Origin of the sequence: Micromonospora sp. L5 (assembly GCF_000177655.2) — a bacterium.
Classification (GTDB): Bacteria; Actinomycetota; Actinomycetes; order Mycobacteriales; family Micromonosporaceae; genus Micromonospora; species Micromonospora aurantiaca.
Window position 1 is genome coordinate 2,888,277 of record NC_014815.1, and the last position, 19,332, is coordinate 2,907,608.

General features: G+C 72.6%; 18 protein-coding genes and 1 riboswitch. Of the genes, 7 read left to right on the forward strand and 11 right to left on the reverse strand.

From position 1 onward, the window contains the following. Nucleotides 1-126 precede the first annotated feature (126 nt). Entirely contained in the window at nt 127-1,389 is a 1,263-nt protein-coding gene (locus ML5_RS13745; protein ID WP_013475095.1) for an aminotransferase class V-fold PLP-dependent enzyme, read from the reverse strand. Nucleotides 1,390-1,434: 45 nt separating this feature from the next. Beyond that, nucleotides 1,435-1,557, reverse strand: a riboswitch (SAM riboswitch). Nucleotides 1,558-1,580: 23 nt separating this feature from the next. On the opposite strand from ML5_RS13745, the gene ML5_RS13750 reads away from it, so the two are divergent. Continuing rightward, nucleotides 1,581-3,131: a PrsW family intramembrane metalloprotease gene (locus tag ML5_RS13750; RefSeq protein ID WP_201766726.1), complete on the forward strand. Its 1,551-nt coding sequence runs from the start codon at nt 1,581-1,583 to the stop codon at nt 3,129-3,131. Nucleotides 3,132-3,158: 27 nt separating this feature from the next. Here ML5_RS13750 and ML5_RS32345 read toward each other — a convergent pair whose 3' ends face one another. After that, nucleotides 3,159-3,317, reverse strand: a complete 159-nt coding sequence (locus ML5_RS32345; protein ID WP_162881441.1) for a hypothetical protein — start codon at nt 3,315-3,317, stop codon at nt 3,159-3,161. Between the two features lie 118 nt (nt 3,318-3,435). Beyond that, nucleotides 3,436-3,783 (reverse strand): co-chaperone GroES, encoded by a 348-nt coding sequence (locus ML5_RS13755; RefSeq protein ID WP_013288840.1) that lies wholly within the window; start codon nt 3,781-3,783, stop codon nt 3,436-3,438. A gap of 172 nt (nt 3,784-3,955) precedes the next feature. On the opposite strand from ML5_RS13755, the gene ML5_RS13760 reads away from it, so the two are divergent. After that, the gene (locus ML5_RS13760) at nt 3,956-5,230 is read left to right on the forward strand and encodes an AI-2E family transporter (RefSeq protein ID WP_030272135.1); all 1,275 of its coding nucleotides are present in this window, start codon (nt 3,956-3,958) and stop codon (nt 5,228-5,230) included. A gap of 52 nt (nt 5,231-5,282) precedes the next feature. Here ML5_RS13760 and ML5_RS13765 read toward each other — a convergent pair whose 3' ends face one another. Next, nucleotides 5,283-7,424, reverse strand: coding sequence for an ATP-dependent DNA helicase (locus ML5_RS13765; protein ID WP_013288838.1), 2,142 nt, complete (start codon nt 7,422-7,424; stop codon nt 5,283-5,285). Nucleotides 7,425-7,548: 124 nt separating this feature from the next. Here ML5_RS13765 and ML5_RS13770 point away from each other — a divergent pair, with 124 nt between their 5' ends. Continuing rightward, nucleotides 7,549-8,055, forward strand: coding sequence for a DUF402 domain-containing protein (locus tag ML5_RS13770; RefSeq protein ID WP_013288837.1), 507 nt, complete (start codon nt 7,549-7,551; stop codon nt 8,053-8,055). Between the two features lie 6 nt (nt 8,056-8,061). On the opposite strand, the gene sigJ is transcribed toward ML5_RS13770, so the two are convergent. Continuing rightward, entirely contained in the window at nt 8,062-9,015 is a 954-nt protein-coding gene (gene sigJ / locus ML5_RS13775; RefSeq protein WP_013475098.1) for an RNA polymerase sigma factor SigJ, read from the reverse strand. Between the two features lie 89 nt (nt 9,016-9,104). Next, nucleotides 9,105-10,184, reverse strand: a complete 1,080-nt coding sequence (locus ML5_RS13780; protein ID WP_013473518.1) for an IS110 family transposase — start codon at nt 10,182-10,184, stop codon at nt 9,105-9,107. A 401-nt stretch (nt 10,185-10,585) separates the two neighbouring features. On the opposite strand from ML5_RS13780, the gene ML5_RS13785 reads away from it, so the two are divergent. The 3 genes from ML5_RS13785 (at nt 10,586) to ML5_RS13795 (ending at nt 13,321) form a co-directional block, all read left to right on the forward strand. Next, entirely contained in the window at nt 10,586-11,536 is a 951-nt protein-coding gene (locus tag ML5_RS13785; RefSeq protein WP_013475099.1) for a PPK2 family polyphosphate kinase, read from the forward strand. A 149-nt stretch (nt 11,537-11,685) separates the two neighbouring features. Continuing rightward, nucleotides 11,686-12,312, forward strand: coding sequence for a DUF47 domain-containing protein (locus ML5_RS13790; protein ID WP_013288834.1), 627 nt, complete (start codon nt 11,686-11,688; stop codon nt 12,310-12,312). Nucleotides 12,313-12,316: 4 nt separating this feature from the next. Beyond that, nucleotides 12,317-13,321, forward strand: coding sequence for an inorganic phosphate transporter (locus tag ML5_RS13795; RefSeq protein ID WP_013288833.1), 1,005 nt, complete (start codon nt 12,317-12,319; stop codon nt 13,319-13,321). A gap of 43 nt (nt 13,322-13,364) precedes the next feature. Here the strand turns inward: ML5_RS13795 and ML5_RS13800 are convergent, their stop codons facing one another. Both ML5_RS13800 and ML5_RS13805 read right to left on the reverse strand, forming a co-directional pair. Then, entirely contained in the window at nt 13,365-14,333 is a 969-nt protein-coding gene (locus ML5_RS13800; protein WP_013475100.1) for a Gfo/Idh/MocA family protein, read from the reverse strand. Between the two features lie 59 nt (nt 14,334-14,392). Then, nucleotides 14,393-14,986 (reverse strand): DinB family protein, encoded by a 594-nt coding sequence (locus ML5_RS13805; protein WP_013475101.1) that lies wholly within the window; start codon nt 14,984-14,986, stop codon nt 14,393-14,395. Between the two features lie 462 nt (nt 14,987-15,448). Between ML5_RS13805 and ML5_RS13810 the strand changes: the two genes are divergently transcribed. After that, entirely contained in the window at nt 15,449-16,276 is an 828-nt protein-coding gene (locus ML5_RS13810; RefSeq protein WP_013288830.1) for an NUDIX domain-containing protein, read from the forward strand. A gap of 71 nt (nt 16,277-16,347) precedes the next feature. On the opposite strand, the gene pstB is transcribed toward ML5_RS13810, so the two are convergent. The 3 genes from pstB to pstC are packed head-to-tail and all read right to left on the reverse strand — an operon-like array spanning nt 16,348 to nt 19,315. Continuing rightward, entirely contained in the window at nt 16,348-17,124 is a 777-nt protein-coding gene (gene pstB / locus ML5_RS13815; protein WP_013288829.1) for a phosphate ABC transporter ATP-binding protein PstB, read from the reverse strand. Between the two features lie 20 nt (nt 17,125-17,144). Then, nucleotides 17,145-18,233 (reverse strand): phosphate ABC transporter permease PstA, encoded by a 1,089-nt coding sequence (gene pstA, locus ML5_RS13820; protein WP_013288828.1) that lies wholly within the window; start codon nt 18,231-18,233, stop codon nt 17,145-17,147. Then, nucleotides 18,230-19,315, reverse strand: coding sequence for a phosphate ABC transporter permease subunit PstC (gene pstC / locus ML5_RS13825; RefSeq protein WP_013288827.1), 1,086 nt, complete (start codon nt 19,313-19,315; stop codon nt 18,230-18,232). The genes pstA and pstC overlap by 4 nt, the downstream gene beginning before the upstream one ends. Between the last annotated feature and the right edge of the window lie 17 nt (nt 19,316-19,332).

A 19,332-nucleotide genomic window follows, 5' to 3' on the forward strand; every position in this document is an offset into this window, starting at 1 on the left:
TCCGCCCTGGCTCCCGCGCTCCCGCCCTGGCGCCCTGCCGCGTTGATCAAGGAGTTACCGGACTCCGAGGAGATCAACTAGTGCACAAACTCCTTGATCACCGCTCGAGGTGCGGTGGGGAGAGAGCTAGGGGAGGTGGGTCAGGGCGGTCAGGAGGGTGTCTACCTCCGGCTCTGTGGTGCCCAGGCCGAGGCTGGCGCGCAGGGCGGTCGGGGGCAGGTCGGTGCGGCCGGTACGGGCGGCGGCCTCGGCCAGCAGACGCCGGGTCAGCGGGTGCGCGCAGAACAGGCCGTCGCGTACCCCGATCCGGTGCCGGCTCGCCAGGTGGGCGGCCACCTCGGCGGAGTCCCGTCCGGCGACCACGAAGCTGACGATGCCCACCCGGGGCGCGTCGGGGGAGAACATGCGCAGCTCCACCACGTCCGGCAGCGCGGCCAGGCCGGTACGCAGCCGGGCCAGCAGCGCCTGTTCCCGGGCGTGCAGCGCGTCCCGGTCGGCCGCGCCGAGCGCCTCGCAGACAGCGGCGAGCGCCACCGCACCCAGCAGGTTCGGGGTGCCGGCCTCGTGCCGGGCCGGGCCGGTCGTCCAGCGCACCTCGTGCGTCGCGGCGCCGACGTGGCTGGTGGCGCCGCCTCCGGCCAGGTACGGCGGGGCCGCGTCCAGCCAGTCCGCGCGCCCGGCCAGCACGCCCGCGCCGAACGGGGCGTACAGCTTGTGCCCGGACAGGGCCACATAGTCCACGTCCAGCGCGGTCAGGTCGACCGGGGCGTGCGGGGCGAGCTGCGCGGCGTCGACCAGGATGCGGGCGCCGTGCCGGTGGGCCACCCGAGCCAGCTCGGCGACCGGCCAGCACTCGCCGGTGACGTTGCCGGCGCCGGTGACCGCGACCAGCACGGGCAGGCCGGGCCGGGCGTCGCGGGTGAGTTCGCCGAGCGCCGCCGCGAGGGACCGTACCGCTCCGGCCGGGCTGTCCGGGACCGGCAGCCGTACCGAGCCGCGCGGCCAGGGCAGCAGGTTGGCGTGGTGCTCGGCGCAGAACGTGATCACGGTGGTGCCGGCGGGCAGCGCCCGGGCCAGCAGGTTCAGCGCGTCGGTGGTGTTCCGGGTGAAGATCACGTGGTCGTCGGGGCGGGCGCCGAGGAAGTCGCCGACCGTCTGCCGGGCCCGCTCGTACGCCAGTGTGCAGCGTCGCGACAGCGCGCCCGCGCCGCGGTGCACGCTCGCGTACCAGGGAAGAAGCCCGGCCACCGCGTCGGCCGCGGCCCGCGCGCACGGCGCGCTGGCGGCGTGGTCCAGGTTGATCTCCCCCGGTACGCCGAGCACGCCGAGCGGGTCGGGCCGGACCGGCGCGGGCAGCACGGGCAGCGAGGGTACGAGGGTGACGGTCATGCCGGAGCCTCCCGGGTCACAGGACCCCAGGTGGTGCCGGGACGGGGTCCGCGCTTGCCCGGCGCGCGGAGCGGCACCGGGCCCGGTCATCACCCGGGGCACCCCACCGCGAACCTCGACGAGGGTTGCCGGCCAGCAAGCCGGGGCTTGACGCTGGCGCTCGTGACCTGTTCGGGAGCATAGCCCTCACGATGCGACCGGACCAGTGGGTCGCAGGTGACTACGCTGACCGCATGGCCGACACCCCGCCCGGCGCAGCCCCGCCGCCACCGCATGCGCCCGCCGCCCCGCCGGGGGCGCCGACGCCCCGGATGCCGCTGCGCCGGCTCGGCTGGCGGCGCTTCCTGGTGCTGGCCGGCGTGGTGCTGCTGATCGCGGCCGGTGCGCTGTTCATGGTGTTCTCGCTCGGCGAGAGCCTGGGCGCCGAGGCGCTGCTGATCGGCGTGATCGCGGCGATCCTGCCGGTGCCGGTGCTGGTCTTCTGCTTCCTCTGGCTCGACCGTTACGAGCCGGAGCCGCTGAAGTATCTGATCTTCTGCTTCGCCTGGGGCGCCTTCGTCTCCACCGCGATCTCGCTGCTGGTGAACACGGCCAGCGCGGGGCTGTTCGAGGACCGAGGGCTGCCGGTCGCGCTGACCGCGGTGCTGGTCGCGCCGTTCATCGAGGAGCTGACCAAGGCGGCCGGTCCGCTCCTGGTGCTGATCTTCCGGCGGCGGGAGTTCTCCGGGATCACCGACGGCCTGGTCTACTGCGGGCTCTCCGCGGTCGGCTTCGCCATGGTGGAGAACATCCTCTACCTGGGCGGGCACGGCTACCGCGCCGGCGCCGACGAGTACGGCCCGGCCACCGGCGCGCAGCAGGTGATCGCGATCTTCATCGTCCGGATCCTGCTGTTCGGCTTCGCCCACCCGCTGTTCACGTCGATGACCGGCGTCGGGCTGGGCGTCGCCGCGCGTACCGCCGACCGGCGCGTGCGGGTGCTCGCGCCGCTCGCCGGGCTGCTGCTGGCGATGATCCTGCACGGCACCTGGAACCTGCTGCCCTCGCTGGCCCAGGCCACCGGGGAGGTGGTGATCGTGCTCTACGGCTACATCGGCGTGATGGTGCCGATCTTCTTCGCGATGGTCGGGCTGGCGGTCTGGCTGCGCGCCTGGGAGGGCCGGCTGACCGAGCGCACGCTGCCCGACTACGTCCGCGCGGGCTGGCTCACCCCGCCCGAGGTGGCGGCGCTGGGCAGCCTGGGCCGCCGGCACGCGGCGCGCACCTGGGCACGGCGGGTCGCCGGTGACGGCGGGGTACGCGCGATGCGCGGCTACCAGTTCGCCGCGACCCGCCTGGCGCTGCTGCGCGACGGGATGCGCCGAGGGCTGGACCGCAAGCCGGAGGAGCGGGAGCGGACGGCACGGGAGGAACGGGAGCTGCTGGACGCGATCACCGCGTACCGGTCGTTCTTCGTCGGTCGCGACCCGCAGGCGCCGGTCGGGGTCTGGGACGGTCAGCGCTACCACCTGCGGTTCCCGGACGGTTCGCAGCGCCCGGTCGAGGCGCCGGACGACCCGGTGGTGCCGATCCCGGTGGTGCTGGCCCAGCCGCCCGCCTTCCCGCAGGGCGGTCACGGACCGGGCGGCTGGCACGGCGGCCCGGGCGGTCACGGCCCGGCCGGCTGGCACGGCGGCCCGGGTGCCGGGCACGGCCCGGGCGGCTGGCACGACCCGGGCGCGCCCTGGCATCCCGGGCGCTGAGACCGGCCGGCTAGTCGGGGGCGCCGGTCAGCTCATCAGGCCGGTCAGGAAGTCGCCGAGCCCCTGGGCGATGGCCATCAGCGCGCCGCCGATGCCCTTGAACACCTGCGCCGCGCCGTCCGGCCGGAACGCCATGAAGTAGATCAGGAACGCAAGGAATCCCCAGGCGAGGATCTTTTTGATCACTACCGGCATGGTGTCCCTCCCCAGGGCGCGCTGAGGTGCCTGGGCTTCCCGCCGGGCAGCGCCGCAAACAGCACCGCCGCAGAGCGACCGGCACCGGAGCGCCGCAACAGGTAAGGACCTACAGGTAGAGACCGGTGGAGCCGGCGGCGGTGCTCTCCACCCGCTCGGCCGCCACGGCGTGCACGTCCCGCTCGCGCAGCAGCACGTACGCCCGTCCGTGCAACTCGACCTCGGAGCGGTCGTCCGGGTCGAACAGCACCCGGTCACCGGCCACTATCGCGCGGACGTTCGGCCCCACGCCGACCGCCGTGGCCCAGGCCAGCCGCTTGCCCACGGCTGCCGTCGCGGGGATCACGATGCCGGCGGTGGAGCGGCGTTCCCCCTCCGCACCCTCGGTACGCACCAGCACGCGGTCGTGCAGCAGGCGGATCGGCAGCCCGGCGTCGAGACTCTGGTCGGCGGTCACGCGAAGACGCTACCGCGTGCCCGTCGGTCGATTCCGGCGTGGTTGGCGAGAGCGCCGGGCGGGCAATGTGTGGCCGAGTCGCCCTAGGGTGGGGCGTACGGACGTATCCTGTGCCCCCTGCGACCTGGTGGGGCTGATTTTGCCGGAGGTGCGCTTGAGCCGCTTCGAGCGGATGCGCGGACGGCTCCGCCGCGCGTACGAGTCGGGCCGGGAGGCGGCCCGGACCCGGCGGGCCGCCGCGGACACCGGGGACGCCGGAGTGGCCTCGCCCGCCGCGCCGGGGCCACCCGCCGCGCCGGAGGCGGTGGTCGTGGGCGCGGCGTCGCCGGCGGCGTTGCACTCCTCGACTGTGAGCCGGGACGACACGGAGGTGCCGCACGCGCTGCGCATCGCCGCCGCGTGGTGCTGGCGCCTGATCGTGATCGGCATCGTGACCTGGGCCCTGCTCAGGATCGTCGGCACCATCAGCATCGTGATCATCCCGTTGACCGTCGCGCTGCTGCTCTCCGCGCTGCTCGCCCCGGCGGTCGGCTGGCTGCTCCGGGCCCGGCTGCCCCGCTCGCTGGCGACAGCAGTGGTGCTGGTCGGCGGCCTGGCCGCTGTCGTCGGCACGCTCACGCTCGTGGTCAACGAGTTCATCAAGGGCGTACCGGAGCTGAGCCAGAAGTCCTCCGAGGGCGTCCGGCAGATCCAGGACTGGTTCAAGACCGGCCCGCTGCACCTGTCCGACAGCCAGCTCAACCGCTACATCGACGAGGCGCAGAACTGGATCAACGGCAACACCGAGCGGTTCACCAGCGGTGCGATAAGCACCGCCGCCACGCTCGCCGAGGTGCTCACCGGCACCGTCCTGGTCCTGTTCGCCACGTTCTTCTTCCTGCGCGACGGCAACAACATCTGGCGGTTCCTGGTCCGGCTGCTGCCGGTGGCCGCCCGCTGGAAGGTCGACGACGCCGGTCGCGCGTCCTGGGCGACGCTCGGCGCGTACGTGCGGGCCACCGTCCTCGTGGCGTTCATCGACGCGGTCGGCATCGGCATCTTCCTGGTGCTGTTCGACATCCCGTTCGCGTTCCCGCTGGCCGCGCTGGTCTTCCTGGGCGCGTTCATCCCGATCGTCGGCGCGTTCCTGTCCGGCGTGGTGGCCGTGCTGGTGGCGCTCGTCGACAGCGGCCCGGTGACCGCCCTGATCATCCTGGGCGCGGTGATCGGCGTGCAGCAGGTCGAGGGCCACGTGCTCCAGCCGCTGATCATGGGCCGGGCGGTGGCCATCCACCCGCTCGCCGTGATCATCGGCATCGCCGCCGGCGTGGTGCTCGCCGGCATCGCCGGTGCGCTGGTCGCGGTGCCGCTGATCGCCGTCCTCAACACCGCGGTGCGCCGGCTCGCCGCGCGTACCGTGCCGGACACCCCGCCGGACGCGGTGGTGGTCGCCTCCCAGGCGCCCTGACCAGGCACGATCCGCCGACGCCCGCGTCACCCCGCCCGGGGAGACGCGGGCGTCAGCTCTTGGCGAGCCGTTCCAACGCGCCCCGGGCCACCTCCGGCCGGGTGGTGTACCAGAACGGCGGCAGCGACCGGCGCAGGAACGGGCCGTACCCGCGCGCCGTCTCCAGCCGCGAGTCGAGCACCGCCACCACGCCCCGGTCGCCGGTGGCCCGGATCAGCCGGCCGACACCCTGGGCCAGCCGGACCGCCGCGATCGGCACGCTCACCGCCGCGAAACCCGAGCCGCCACCGGCGTCCACAGCCGCCGCCCGCGCCGCCGCGAGCGGCTCGTCCGGACGGGGGAACGGCAACCTGTCGATCACCACGAGCTGGCAGGCGTCGCCCGGCACGTCCACCCCCTGCCAGAGCGACATCACCCCGAACAGGCAGCTCTCCCGCACCTCGCGGAACCGGCGCACCAGCAGCGGCAGCGCCTCCTCGCCCTGGAGCAGCACCGGCAGGTCGGTCCGCGCGCGGACCAGTTCCGCGGCCTGCTGCGCGGCCCGTCGCGACGAGAAGAGCCCGAGGGTACGACCACCGAGCGCCTCGACCAGCGCCAGCAGCTCCTCACCTGCCGGTCCGGGCAACCCGGAGACGCTGGGGCGGGGGAGATGCGCGGCGACGTACAGGATGCCCTGCCGGGCGTAGTCGAACGGCGAGCCGACGTCGAGCGAACTCCAGCCCGGCCCTTCGGTCGCCGGGACGGTGCCGACCGACGCGCGGCTGCCCTCGGCGGCGGCCACCGGCGTGACCGGGGAACGGCCCGCGGCGGCAGCGGTGGCGATCGCGGCGGCGGCCGGTGACGGCGGGGCGGGCGGAGGCGCGTCCAGCCCCAGCGCCCGGGCCACGGTGTCGAAGCGGCCGCCCAGCGCCAGTGTGGCCGAGGTGGCGACCACTGTGCGCTCGTCGTACAGGTGGGTGGCGAGCGTGCCCGCCACCGACAGCGGCGCGACGACGAGCGCCCGGCGGCTGCCGTTGTCCGGCTTCTCGACCCAGGCGACGTCGTGGTCGGCCTCCTCCAGCAGCCGCTGGGCGGTGGTGGACAGCTCGTCCAGCACGGCCTTGGCCTGCTGCTTGCGTACCGGATCGGGGTCGTCGGCCTTCACGTCGCCGATCCCCTCCAGCGCGGCCCGGGTCGCCGAGTCCAGCAACGTGCACGCCTCGCGCAGCGCGGGCGGCAGACCGGCGGTGAGCCGCCCGGCCGGCGCCTCGGCCAGCCCCACGGCGAGCGCGTCACCGGCCTCGGTGAGCCGTTCGGCCACGTCCGGGCGCAGCAGGGGCCGCGCCCGCCGGGTGGACCTGTCGATCAGCTCCGGCACCAGCTCGGCCTGGGCGGCCGACGAGACCCGGTCGGCCAGTTCGTGCGCCTCGTCCACCACGAGCAGCCTGTGCGGCGGCACGATGTGCCGCCCGGCGAGCATGTCGACGGCGAGCAGGCTGTGGTTGGTGACCACGATGTCGGCCTCGCGGGCGCGTGCCCGGGACGCCTCCGCGAAGCACTCCTGCCCGAACGGGCAGCGGCTGGCGCCCACGCACTCCCGGGCCGGCATGGAGACGCTGCGCCACACCTGGTCGTCCACGCCCGGATCCAGCTCGTCGCGGTCGCCGGTGGCGGTCTCCTCGGCCCAGTCGCGCAGCCGCTGCACCTGCTTGCCCAGCCGGCCCGCCTCACCGAGCCACTTGGTGCCGCCGTTGCCGGAGTGCGGCGCGTCGAACAGCGCGTCGTCCGGCTCGTCCTCGACCGAGCTGTCCAGCCGGGCCAGGCACAGGTAGTGGTGACGGCCCTTCAGCACGGCGAAGGTGGGACGGCGGCCCAGCACCGGCTCGACCGCGTCGGCCAGCCTCGGCAGGTCGTGCTCGACGAGCTGGGACTGCAACGCCAGTGTGGCGGTGGAGACCACCACCGGCCCGTCCACTGTGAGCGCCGGAGCGAGGTACGCCAGGGACTTGCCGGTGCCGGTCCCGGCCTGCACCAGCAGATGCTCGCCGGAGGCGATGCTGCGCTCGATCGCCTCGGCCATCTGCTGCTGACCCGGCCGGGCCGCGCCACCCGGAACCGCGCCCACCGCGGCGGTCAGCAACTCCCCGGCACCGGCGCGGCCCTTGCGGCGCTTCTTCGGGACGGCCGGGCCGGTGGCGGTGCGGGACGGGGTCACCGTGCGACCGTACCCGCCGGCACCGACGGCGGTCCGGCCGCTCCGACGGCGTGGCGGGACGGCGGGTCGCGTCCGGTTACCTCCCGATCGCGTGGCGTGGCCGGAATCGGTTAGGGTGCCAGGCATGCCGAGCGATGTGGTCCGCGTGATCTACCGCAAGTACGACGGCAGCGCACACCGCGACTACCCGGCCCGCCGGCTCGCCGAGGACGATCTCGGCGTCTGGCTCGGCGTGCCCGCCGGCACCGAGTCCGTCTACCACGGCCGCCCGTCGGTCGAGCAGATCCCGTTCGTCCTGCTGGTGCCGCACCACGGGTGGTGGACCGGCATGTTCAACCCGCCGCCGCGCACCAGCGAGGTCTACTGCGACATCGCCACCCCGGCCCGCTGGGAGGGTGAGGAGACGGTCCACCTGATCGACCTCGACCTGGACGTGGTGCGCCGCCGTGAGACCGGCCTGGTCGAGCTGCGCGACGAGGACGAGTTCGCCGTGCACCGGGCCCGCTGGGGCTACCCGGACGACGTGGTCACCGAGGCCGAGGCCGCGTCCCGCTGGCTGCTCGGCGCGCTCGGCGACGGCACCGAGCCGTTCGCCACGTCGTACCGGAAGTGGCTCGCACTGGTGGTCTGAGCCGGCTCACCAGCGCGGCGGCCAGACGGCGTCCGGCCCCAGCGGCGGCAGCTCGCCGACCTTGGCCGGGTTGAGCTGGTTGAACACGCCGGTGACCCGCCCCTCGTGGATCGCGAACGAGGTGACCATCCGAATGGTTCGCCCGTCCCGGTGGAAGAACTCCGTCTGCCATCCCAGCGTGCCGTCCACCAGCACCGGGCGTCCGCGCAGGCCACCCCGCTGCCGGGCCTGGGCGTAGAGGCCGAGCAGCAGGCGGCCGACCGACTCCACACCGACCACCGGCCGGCGACCGGCCGGGAAGTGGCCGCCGGCGTCGCCGATCGACACCACGTCCGGGGCGAGCACGCGGACCAGCTGCTCCAGCTCACCCGACTCCACCGCGGCGGCGAACGCGGCGAGCACCCGCCGCTGCTCGGCCAGGTCGGCGCTGTGCCGGGGCGCGTCCGGCCCGTGCACCGCCCGGCGGGCGCGCGACGCCAGCTGACGGGCCGCCTCCGGTGTCACCGCGAGCACGTCCGCCACGTCGGAGAACGGCACCGCGAACACGTCGTGCAGCACGAACGCCACCCGCTGCTCCGGCGTCAGCCGCTCCAGCACCACCAGCAGCGCGGTGCCGAGCTGGTCGGCCCGTACCGCCCGCTCGGCCGGGTCGGGCGCGAACCCGTCCGCCGCCGGCGCCGCTGTCACCACCGGCTCGGGGAGCCACTGACCCGGGTACGCCTCCCGGCGCACCCGGGCGGAGCGGAGCACGTCCAGGCAGATCCGGGAACAGGTGGTGATGAGCCAGCCCCGCAGATCGCGTACGCGGGCGCGCTCTTCCGGGTCGCTCAGCGCGCCGGAGAAGCGAAGCCAGGTCTCCTGCACCGCGTCCTCGGCCTCGCTGCGGCTGCCCAGCATCCGCTGCGCCACCGCCAGGAGACGCCCTCGTTCCGCCTCGAACTCCCCCGCAAGCTCGTCCACCCCCTCATTCTCCCGCCCCACCGCCCGTCACGGCACCCGCCCGCCCTCGGCGGCACCCGCCCACCCTCGCCGATCTGTGAGTGGGGTTGTCAAGGGGTTTGGTGGTGGGTGGTGATGGTGCGGTAGAGCTGTCGGGCGATGTAGCGCTTGAGGCAGCGGGTGATTTCTCTGGTGGTGCGGCCTTCGGCGTGGCGTCGGGTGATGTAGTCGCGTGTTTCGGGGTGGATGCGTCGGCGGGTCAGGGCGATGGTGTGCAGGGCGCTGTTGAGGGTTCTGTCGCCGCCGCGGTTGAGGCGGTGTCGGTCGGTGCGGCCGCTGGCCACGGGGATGGGGGCGGCGCCGGCGAGGGTGGCGTAGGCGGCTTCTGAGCGGACGCGGCCGGGGTGGGACCAGGCGGTGAGGGCGATCGCGGCGGTGACGGGTCCGACTCCGGGTTGGTCGAGCAGGGGCGGGCACAGTTCGGTGACGAGGGCTCGTAGGCGCTGGTGGTTGTCGGCCAGTGTGGCGTCGAGGATGTGGATGTGCCGGGCGAGGGTGACCAGTTCGCGGCGGCGGGTGTGTTCCTCGCAGGGCAGGGCGGTGGTTTCGGGCAGTTCGAGGGCGGCCAGGCGGGCGATCTGGATGGTGGTGGACAGCCCGCGTAGCGCCTCGCGCAGAGTGTCGTCAGCGGTCAGGATCAACGCTTTGACCAGGTTGACCGCGGCGGTGCGGGCATCGGTGTGGTGCCGGCGGCAGATCAGCAGCAGACGCAGGGCCTCGCGTGGGCCGTCGCTGCGGGGCACGGCGATGCGCTCAGCGGGCAGCGCCAGCACCGTATGGGCGGCGGCGACCGCGTCCAGCTGGTCGGACTTGCCGCCCCGACGACGGGCCGCAGCGGGGGGCTTGGGTGCCTCGCAGACGGGTTCGTCAGCAGCGGTCAGCAGCCGGCACAGCCCTTGCCCGTGTGACCGGGTGCCCTCCACCGCCCACAACCGGCGCCCCTGCGGTGGGGTGTGCGCGACGGCGAAGGCCAACAACCGGCTCAACCCGTCCGGGTCAGTGGACACCGTGACCTGCGCCAACACCCCACCGAGTCGGTCCACCACGGCGGCGGTATGCGTATCGGTGTGAGTATCGACCCCCACCACCACGTCATAGCGATCCGCGACCCGTTCTACGATCCTTCTCATCTCGGATTGTTGCTCCTTTGCCAGCGACGACCGGGACAGTCGGCGTCGGCTCGGGAAGACATCACCTCGGCGGCAAATCTGTGATGGGCCACGTGTGCTCGCACGGGCAGGCTTCTGATCAGGCCAGCAGGGTGGGCCGGGCCGGCGCCGACGATCACCCGGGGACAGGTCTTGCACAAGGCACACCCACACCACAGGCGGCCGGATCAACGAAGAGCCACCCAAGTGATCACCAACGCCGAACCCTAACGGCAATCAGCCGAACCGATCACCACAGACATAGAAGCGTCTTGCACTTGCCGCCCCGGCAAACGGTGCTTTCCGGGCATACCAGGGGCCGCAACTGCAAGATCGACGGAGCGGGGCGGGCGGGGAACGGCTCCGGGGGTGAGGATCGGGGGATGAGTGAGGTGGTGGGGCCCGTCGGCGGGCCTATGCGGGAACTGCTTCGGGTGGGGCCGGGCGCTGTCGATCTGGCGGCTGTCGATCCCCGGTCGACGCCGGGGCTTCCGGTGGCGGCCGGGCACGGGCCGGCGCGCAAGGAGTGGGCACGGGCCCAGGTCGAGCTGATCGGCGCGGAACTGGGGCGGCAGCAGGAGATGCTGTACGCCTCCGCGCAGGGCGCCGCCGGGCCGGGCGGCGCCACCAGCGCGCCGGCGCAGGCGGACGCGGGGCTGGACGGCGACCGGCCGCGCCGGGTGCTGCTGGTGCTCCAGGCGATGGACTGCGGCGGCAAGGACGGCACGGTCAAGCGGGTGGCGGGCGCGATGAACCCGCTCGGGTTGCACATCCGCTCGTTCGGGCCGCCGACCGAGGAGGAGTTGCGGCACGACTTCCTGTGGCGGGTACGCCGGGCGCTGCCGCCACCCGGGTACGTGGGCGTGTTCAACCGCTCCCACTACGAGGACGTGCTCATCGCCCGGGTCGAAGGGCTGGTCGACGAGGCGACCTGGCGGTCCCGGTACGCGATCATCAACGACTTCGAGCGGGAACTGACCGAGCAGGCGGTCACAGTGGTGAAGGTCATGCTGCACATCTCGTACGCCGAGCAGGGCGAGCGACTCATGGAGCGGCTCACCGACCCGACGAAGTTCTGGAAGTTCAACCCCAGCGACCTGGACACCCGGGCACGCTGGGGCGACTACCAGGACGCGTACACCGAGGCTCTGGAGCGTTGTGGCACGGACGCCGCGCCCTGGTTCGTGGTGCCGGCGGACCGCAAGTGGTACCGGGACTGGGCGGTCGCCCACCTGCTGCGGGAGACGTTCGGCGGGTTGGATCTGGGGTATCCGCCTGCCGATTTCGACGTCGAACGGGAGCGTGACCGGTTACGGAGCCAGCGCCGTCCGTGATCAGGTGAACGGAAGGTGAACGAGCGGTGAATCGGGCCTGACCAGGGGTGGGCCGATCGAAAGTGGGTTCGGCGCGGTCCCTAGCATGCGCAGAGCAGACGCCCGGGGGGCGACGGCCACCCTTCCACCGACACGACGAGGTCCGTGCTGTGAAGTTTTCCTTCCGTCCCACCGAGGGCGCTTTCTACGAGCTCTTCACCAGGGCCGCGCAGAACCTGGTGAAGGGGACCGAACTGCTCAACGAGCTGGGTCTGCCCGGTGCCGACGTGCAGTCGATCAGCGAGCGGCTGACCGACATCGAGCACGACAGCGACCAGATCACGCACGAGCTGTACAAGAAGATCAACTCCACGTTCATCACGCCGTTCGACCGGGAGGACATCTACCGGCTGGGCTCGCTGCTCGACGACGTGATGGACCACCTGGAGGCGGTCGGCAACCTGCTCTACCTGTACGGCCTGACCAAGCTCCCGTCGCTCCCGCGCGAGCTGCACGAGCTGGTCAACGTGCTCGACCTGCAGGCCAAGCTCACCGCCGAGGCGATGCCCCGGCTGAAGTCGATGAAGGATCTCGAGGACTACTGGATCGAGTGCAACCGGCTCGAGAACGACGGCGACCAGGCGTACCGGATGCTGCTGGTCCGCCTCTTCTCCGGTGAGTACGACGCGCTCACGGTGCTCAAGATGAAGGAGGTGGCCGACGAGCTGGAGGCCGCCTGCGACGCCTTCGAGCACGTCGCCAACACCGTCGAGACCATCGCGGTCAAGGAGTCCTGATCCAGTGACACCCGAACTCATCGCCGTGCTGGCGGTGATCGCGGTCGCCATGGCGTTCGACTACACGAACGGCTTCCATGACGCGGCCAACGCGATCGCCACCAGCATCTCGACCCGGGCGCTGACCCCCCGGATCGCGCTCGCGCTGGCCGCCGTCGGCAACTTCGTCGGCGCGCACTTCGGCGCCGGGGTGGCCAAGACGGTCGGCGACGGGCTGGTGACGTTGCCGACCGGGGTGGAGAGCCTCGGCGTGGTCTTCGCCGGCGTGCTCGGCGCGATCATCTGGAACCTGATCACCTGGTACTTCGGCCTGCCGTCCTCGTCCTCGCACGCCCTCTTCGGCGGCCTGGTCGGCGCCACCCTGTTCGCCGCCGACGGCATCGTCCAGTGGGGCACCATCATCGAGAAGGTCCTCATCCCGATGGTGCTCTCGCCGGTGGTCGGCCTGATCCTCGGCTTCCTGATGATGCTGGCGATCATGTGGCTGTTCCGGAAGGGCCAGCCCGGCAAGCTCAGCCGTGGCTTCCGGTGGGCGCAGACCGCGTCCGCCGCCGCCATGTCGGTCGGCCACGGCATGCAGGACGCCGCCAAGACCATGGGCATCATCGTGCTCGCGCTCTACACCGGCGGTTTCCAGGAGAGCAAGACGCACATCCCGGGCTGGGTCTTCTGGACCTCCGCCGCGATGCTGGCCGCCGGCACGTACGCGGGCGGCTGGCGGATCATCCGGACGCTCGGCCGGAAGATCATCGACCTCGGCCCGGCCGAGGGCTTCGCAGCCGAGACCGTGGCCAGCGCGGTGCTCTACTTCAACGCGCTGGTGCTGAAGGCCCCGATCTCCACCACGCACACGATCACCTCGGCGATCATGGGTGTGGGCGCGACGAAACGGCTCTCCGCGGTGCGCTGGAACGTGGCGGGCAACATCGTGATCGCCTGGATCATCACGTTCCCGGCCGCCGCCGCGATCGCCTGCCTCGCGTACCTGCTGGTCCGGCCCTTGTTCTGAGTGACCTGACGCCGAGGGGTTCCCCGCCGTGGCGGGGGACCCCTCACGCGTAGGAGACGCCGATCCGGGCCTTGATGTCGTCGATCAGGCCCATCACCTCGAGCGTGGCGGAGTGCGGGACCAGCGGGCTCTCGGTCAGCCCGGCCGCCAGGCAGCGCTGCACCTCGATCGCCTCGTACTGGTAACCGCCGCCGGTCAGGTCCGCCGGGATCGTCTCCGGCTCGGCGCCGGCCCGGTGCAGCACCACGTGCGCGGGCCGGAAGAACAGCTCGGGCAGGTCGATCCGGCCGGTCGTACCGGTGATCGACGCGGAGATCTCGGTCGCGCCGACCATGCCGCAGCTGAGCGTCGCCACCGCGCCGGAGTCCCAGCCGAGCACCATGCCGGTGTTCTCGTCCACCGCCTCCGGGGTCAGCTTGGCCCACGCCTGCACGTGCTGCGGCACGCCGAGCACCAGGTGGGCCAGGCTCAGCGGGTAGACGCCGAGGTCCAGCAGCGCGCCGCCGCCGAGCGTGCGGGCCCGCATCCGGTGCTCCGGCGGGAACGGGCCGGCCACGCCGAAGTCCGCCCGTACGTGCGTCACCTCACCGATCGCGCCGTCCCGGATCAGCTCCAGCACCCGCAGGATCAGCGGGTTCGTCCGCATCCACATGGCCTCCATGAGGAACAGCCCTCGGGCGCGGGCCGTCTCCACCAGCTCGGTGGTGGTCGGCAGGTCCAGCGTGCACGGCTTCTCCACCAGCACGGCCTTGCCGCCGGCCAGGCAGGCGAGCGCCGCCTCGTGGTGCGCGGCGTGCGGCGTTGCCACGTAGATCGCGTCCAGGTCCGGGTCCGCGGCCAGTTCCGCCCACGAGGCGTACGCCCGCGGCACGTCGTGCCGGCGCGCGAACAGTTCGGCGCTCTCCCGGGTACGCGAGCCGACCGCGACCAGCTCGGCGTCCGGCACCAGCCGCAGATCCTCGGCGAAGCGGGCGGCGATGTTTCCGGTGGCCAGGATTCCCCAACGCGTCATGCCCGGCACGCTATCCCTTCCCGCTCCGGGGCCGGCAGGGTGATCCACCCGTCGGGACGTCAGACGGTGCCGGGGGCGTCGGCGGCGGCCCGGGCGGCCCGTTCGATCATCGCCCGACGTGCCGTCAGCGTCGGCTGGTCGGGTTCCAGGTGCGCGTACTCTGCCCATGCTCCGGTCGAGCCGTCGAGCTGCTCGCGCAGGATGTCGGCGTGCCCCGCGTGCCGATTGGTCTCGGCCACCACGTGGACCAGGATGTTGAACAACTTGACGTCCGGGCGGGGCCACCACGGCACGTGGCCGGGAGCGTCGACGGCGAGGGCGTCGATCGTCGCGTCCGCGTGCTCGGCCGCCCGCCGGTAGCGGCCGATCACCTCCTCGCGGGTCTCGTGCTCGGTCGCCCACATGTCGGTGCCGTCCGGATCCGGGTCGTCCCACCGGGGCAGCGGCTCCGGGAACGGCCTGCCGAACACCTCGCCGAAGTACCGGGCCTCCCCGAAGGACAGGTGCTTGACCAGGCCGAGCAGGTTGGTGCCGGACGCGGTCAGGGGACGGCGCACGTCGTACTCGGACAGCCCGTCGAGCTTCCACAGCATCGCCTCGCGGATCTGGCGCAGGTCGTTGTGCAGATACTGCTTCGCGAAGTCGTCGATCATAGGTCACCACCCTGCCAGTCGCGACCGGCGGCCGCTGCCCAGTGCCGGCGACGGTCCGGCTGGTCCGGCTGGTCCGGCCGGCCCGCACGACCGGGCGCGGCGAGCTGATGCCGCTTCGCGGCGAACACGTAGCGTGAAGAACGCGCAGAGTGACGGCTGCCGCCCGCCTCCTCGTCGAAGTCAGACGTCCAAAGGCGATCATCCGGACATAAGGCGGCCTTGGCGCGAGTTGGGCTGACCACCTCGCGCCCACTTTGCTCTGCAACCTCATGCGCACCGCTCACGGACGGTTGCCGATGCGGATCTGGCTGCAGAGCAAAGGCGGCAGAGGGGTGTCTGTTGCTCCGGGCCGAAAACTACGCATCGTGACCAGATGGCGCTGTCGGGGAGTGTGGTGAGGCGGCGTGCGTCTCCGCCCGGCCGCCCCCGGCCGGGCCGCCCGTCGCGAACTAGGCTCGGCGCATGACGATCGACGGCTTCGCCGCACCCCCCGCCCTGGTGGAGCACGCCCGCCGGTTCCAGGCCGAGGGCGCCGTACCAGCCGTACCCCGGGTCGCCGCCACCGTGCTGCTGCTCCGCCCGGCCGGCGACGGGTTCGAGGTCTACATGATCCGTCGGGTGGCGGCGATGACGTTCGGCGGCATGTACGCCTTCCCCGGCGGCGGGGTGGACCGCTCCGACTCGGAGGCGCACCTCGGCTGGGCCGGCCCGGACCCGGCGGCGTGGGGTGAGCGCCTCCGGCTCGACCCGGCCGCCGCGCAGGCGGTGGTGTGCGCCGCCGCCCGCGAGGTCTTCGAGGAGGCGGGCGTGTTGCTCGCCGGGCCGGACCCCGACACCGTGGTAGGCGACGTGAGCGGCGACGACTGGGAGACGGCCCGGCAGGACCTGGAGGGGCGGCGGGTCGGCTTCGCGGACCTGCTGGCCGGGCGCGGCCTCACGCTCCGGTCGGACCTGCTGCTGCCGTGGAGCCGGTGGATCACCCCGGAGTTCGAGCCGCGCCGCTTCGACACGTACTTCTTCGTGGCCCTGCTGCCCGAGGGGCAGCGGACCCGGGACGTCTCCGGCGAGGCCGACCACACGCTGTGGCTGCGCCCGGCGGACGCCCTGGCCCGGACCGAGGCCGGCGAGCTGACCATGCTGCCGCCCACCATGGTCACGCTCGCCGAGGTCGCCGCCGCGGGCGACCTCGCCGGCGTGGCCCGCGCCGCGGCAGAGCGAGAGCCGGGTACGCCGATCCTGCCCCACATCGACGGCCTGGACGGTGCCGAGCCCCGCTTCCGCCTGAGCTGACCTCGGCCGGAGGTGTTAAGAGGGGCCCCTTCCTCTACCGGAGGCGTTAACAGGGGCCCCCTCCTTACACCTCAGCCGAAGCGGCCGGTGATGTAGTCCTCGGTCTTCTTCTGGCTCGGGTTGCTGAAGATCTTCTGGGTGTTGTCGTACTCGATCAGGCGCCCCGGGTCGCCGGTCTTCTCGATCGAGAAGAAGGCGGTCCGGTCCGACACCCGCGCGGCCTGCTGCATGTTGTGCGTGACGATGATGATGGTGAACTTGTCCTTGAGCTGGAACATCAGGTCCTCGATGGCCAGCGTGGAGATCGGGTCCAGCGCCGAGCAGGGCTCGTCCATCAGCACCACCTGCGGCTCGACAGCGATGGTGCGGGCGATGCAGAGCCGCTGCTGCTGACCGCCGGACAGGCCCGCGCCGGGCTTGGCGAGGCGGTCCTTCACCTCGTCCCACAGGTTCGCCGAGCGGAGCGCCCGCTCGGCCGCCTCCTCCAGGATCGACTTACGCCGCACGCCGTTGAGCCGCAGGCCCGCCACCACGTTCTCGAAGATGCTCATGGTGGGGAACGGGTTCGGCCGCTGGAAGACCATGCCGATCATCCGGCGGACCGCCGTGACGTCCACGTCTCGGTCGTAGATGTCCTGGTCGTCGATGGTGAGGCTGCCCTCGACCCGGGCGCCGGGCAGCACCTCGTGCATCCGGTTGATCGACCGCAGGAACGTGGACTTGCCGCAGCCGGACGGCCCGATCAGGGCGGTGACGGTCTTCGGCTCGACGGTCAGGTTGATGTTCTCGATCGCCTTGAACCCGCCGTAGTAGGCGGTCACGTTCGTGGCTTCGATGCGCTTGGCCATGGTGGCGGTACCTCCGGGGTTCATCGGCCGAGCCGGTTACGACGGGCCAGCAACTTCGCCGCGACGGTGAGGACGAGGACGAGGGCGACCAGGGTCAGCGCCGCGGTCCACGCCCGTGCCGGCGAGTACTTCGACGCCTCGCCGGCCTGCTGGTAGACGAAGAGGGCCAGCGACGACTGGTTGTTCTCGAACGGGTTGAAGTTGATCGCCGCGCCGCCGCCGGCGACGAGCAGCACCGGGGCGGTCTCACCGGCGGCCCGCGCGATGGCGAGCATGATGCCGGTGACGATGCCGGGCAGCGCGGTCGGCAGCACGACCCGCAGGATGGTCTTCCACTTCGGTACGCCCAGGGCGTACGCGCCCTCGCGCAGCGGTGCCGGCACCAGCCGGAGCATCTCCTCGGTGGAGCGGACCACTGTGGGCAGCATCAGCACGCTCAGCGCCAGCGCGGCGGCGAAGCCGGAGAAGCCCGGCCGGCCGTCGTTGAACCACGGCGAGACGACCAGCACCCAGAAGGCCAGCACGAACAGGCCGGTGACGATCGACGGGATGCCGGTCATCACGTCCACGAAGAAGCGGATGGTGAACGCGAACCGGCCCCGGCCGTACTCGACGATGTAGATCGCGCAGAGCACGCCGAGCGGCACCGTGATCAGGGTGGCGATGCCCACCTGCTGCAACGTGCCGACGATCGCGTGGTACGCGCCGCCGTTGGCGTCCCGCGAGCCGATGTTGTTCATCGAGGTGCCGAAGAAGTTGGCGTCCAGCCGCTCGGAGCCCTTGCTGACAAGCGTCCAGACCACCGAGGCCAGCGGTAGCACCGCCAGCACGAACGCGGAGTGGATCAGCGCACTCCAGGTGCGGTTGCGGGCCGACCGGCGGCCCTCCACCGCGTTGGCCGCGGCGAACAGACCGGCCAGGTAGAACAGCGCGCCGACCACCACGACCAGGACCGGGCCGCCGATGCCGGCGCCGTACACCAGGGCCGCCGCGAGCAGCAGTGCCGCGACGGCGATGGCCGGAGCGGCGTACGCGGGAAGCCGCCTCGCCCGCAGCGTGGCCGGCTGGGCCGGCGGGCGCGGGCGGCGGGGGGTGAGGGTAGTGGTCATGCGGCCGACTCCGTGAACTCGCGCCGCCGGTGGATGATCGCCCGCGCGGTGATGTTGACGATCAGCGTGATCGCGAACAGCACCAGGCCGGAGGCGATGAGTGCGCCCCGGCCGGTGTCGTTCGCCTCGGCGAACCGGTTGGCGATGTTCGCGGCGATCGAGTTGCCGCCGCTCTGCAGGATGTTGAACGAGATGGCGTACGTGGAGCCGAGCGTGAGCGCCAGCGCGATGGTCTCGCCGAGCGCCCGGCCCAGGCCGAGCATCACCGCGGCGATGACGCCGGGCCGCCCGTACGGGAGGACCGCGGTGCGGATCATCTCCCAGCGGGTGGCGCCGAGCGCGAGCGCGGCCTCCTCGTTGGCGGTCGGGGTCTGCCGGAACACCTCGCGGGACAGCGAGGTGACGATCGGCAGCACCATGATGGCGAGCACCACCGAGCCGAGCAGGATCGAGTTGCCGTACGGGCCGTCGCCGAAGATCGGGATCCAGCCGAAGTACCTGTTCAGCCACGCGGACAGGTCGGCGACCGGCTGGGCGAAGTAGTCCCGGCCCCAGAGGCCGAACACGACGCTCGGCACGGCGGCCAGCAGGTCGATCAGGAAGCCCAGGGCGTTGCCGAGCCGCCGGGGCGCGTAGTGCGACAGGTACAGGGCGATGCCCAGCGCGACCGGCACCGCCATGAGCAGCGCCAGCAGCGAGCTCAGGACCGTACCGAAGGCGAGCGCGCCGATGCCGAACTGCGGCGGGTCGTCGTTCGGGAACCAGCCCTCGAACGTCCAGAACGACTCGGTGTTGGCCCGCAGCGCCGGGACGGCCTTGGCGATCAGGAAGATCGCGATGGCCGCGATGACCACCAGGACCGTGGTGCCGGCGGCCAGGGTCAGGCCGCGGAACGCCCGTTCCGCGCCGAAGGCGCGGGCCCGGGGGAGGGCGCCGCCGCCGCCGAGGCCACCGTCGGGGCGGCCCGGGTTACCGGGGCGCTCGGCCACACGCGCCGAGGCACCGGCGGGTCGCTCGTGACTCGTGGTCACGGGGTTCCCGCCGGTGCCGGCGTGGGCCGAGCGGTGAGGGGTGTCACCCATCTGCTCGCTCGCTTCGT

Bases quoted from the DNA above. Each gene is read 5' to 3' on its own strand.
- ML5_RS13745 (WP_013475095.1), bottom strand. From the start codon at position 1,389: ATGACCGTCACCCTCGTACCCTCGCTGCCCGTGCTGCCCGCGCCGGTC.
- ML5_RS13750 (WP_201766726.1), top strand. From the start codon at position 1,581: ATGCGACCGGACCAGTGGGTCGCAGGTGACTACGCTGACCGCATGGCC.
- ML5_RS13760 (WP_030272135.1), top strand. From the start codon at position 3,956: ATGCGCGGACGGCTCCGCCGCGCGTACGAGTCGGGCCGGGAGGCGGCC.
- ML5_RS13770 (WP_013288837.1), top strand. From the start codon at position 7,549: ATGCCGAGCGATGTGGTCCGCGTGATCTACCGCAAGTACGACGGCAGC.
- ML5_RS13780 (WP_013473518.1), bottom strand. From the start codon at position 10,184: ATGAGAAGGATCGTAGAACGGGTCGCGGATCGCTATGACGTGGTGGTG.
- ML5_RS13785 (WP_013475099.1), top strand. From the start codon at position 10,586: ATGAGTGAGGTGGTGGGGCCCGTCGGCGGGCCTATGCGGGAACTGCTT.
- ML5_RS13800 (WP_013475100.1), bottom strand. From the start codon at position 14,333: ATGACGCGTTGGGGAATCCTGGCCACCGGAAACATCGCCGCCCGCTTC.
- ML5_RS13805 (WP_013475101.1), bottom strand. From the start codon at position 14,986: ATGATCGACGACTTCGCGAAGCAGTATCTGCACAACGACCTGCGCCAG.
- ML5_RS13810 (WP_013288830.1), top strand. From the start codon at position 15,449: ATGACGATCGACGGCTTCGCCGCACCCCCCGCCCTGGTGGAGCACGCC.
- pstB (WP_013288829.1), bottom strand. From the start codon at position 17,124: ATGGCCAAGCGCATCGAAGCCACGAACGTGACCGCCTACTACGGCGGG.
- pstA (WP_013288828.1), bottom strand. From the start codon at position 18,233: ATGACCACTACCCTCACCCCCCGCCGCCCGCGCCCGCCGGCCCAGCCG.
- pstC (WP_013288827.1), bottom strand. From the start codon at position 19,315: ATGGGTGACACCCCTCACCGCTCGGCCCACGCCGGCACCGGCGGGAAC.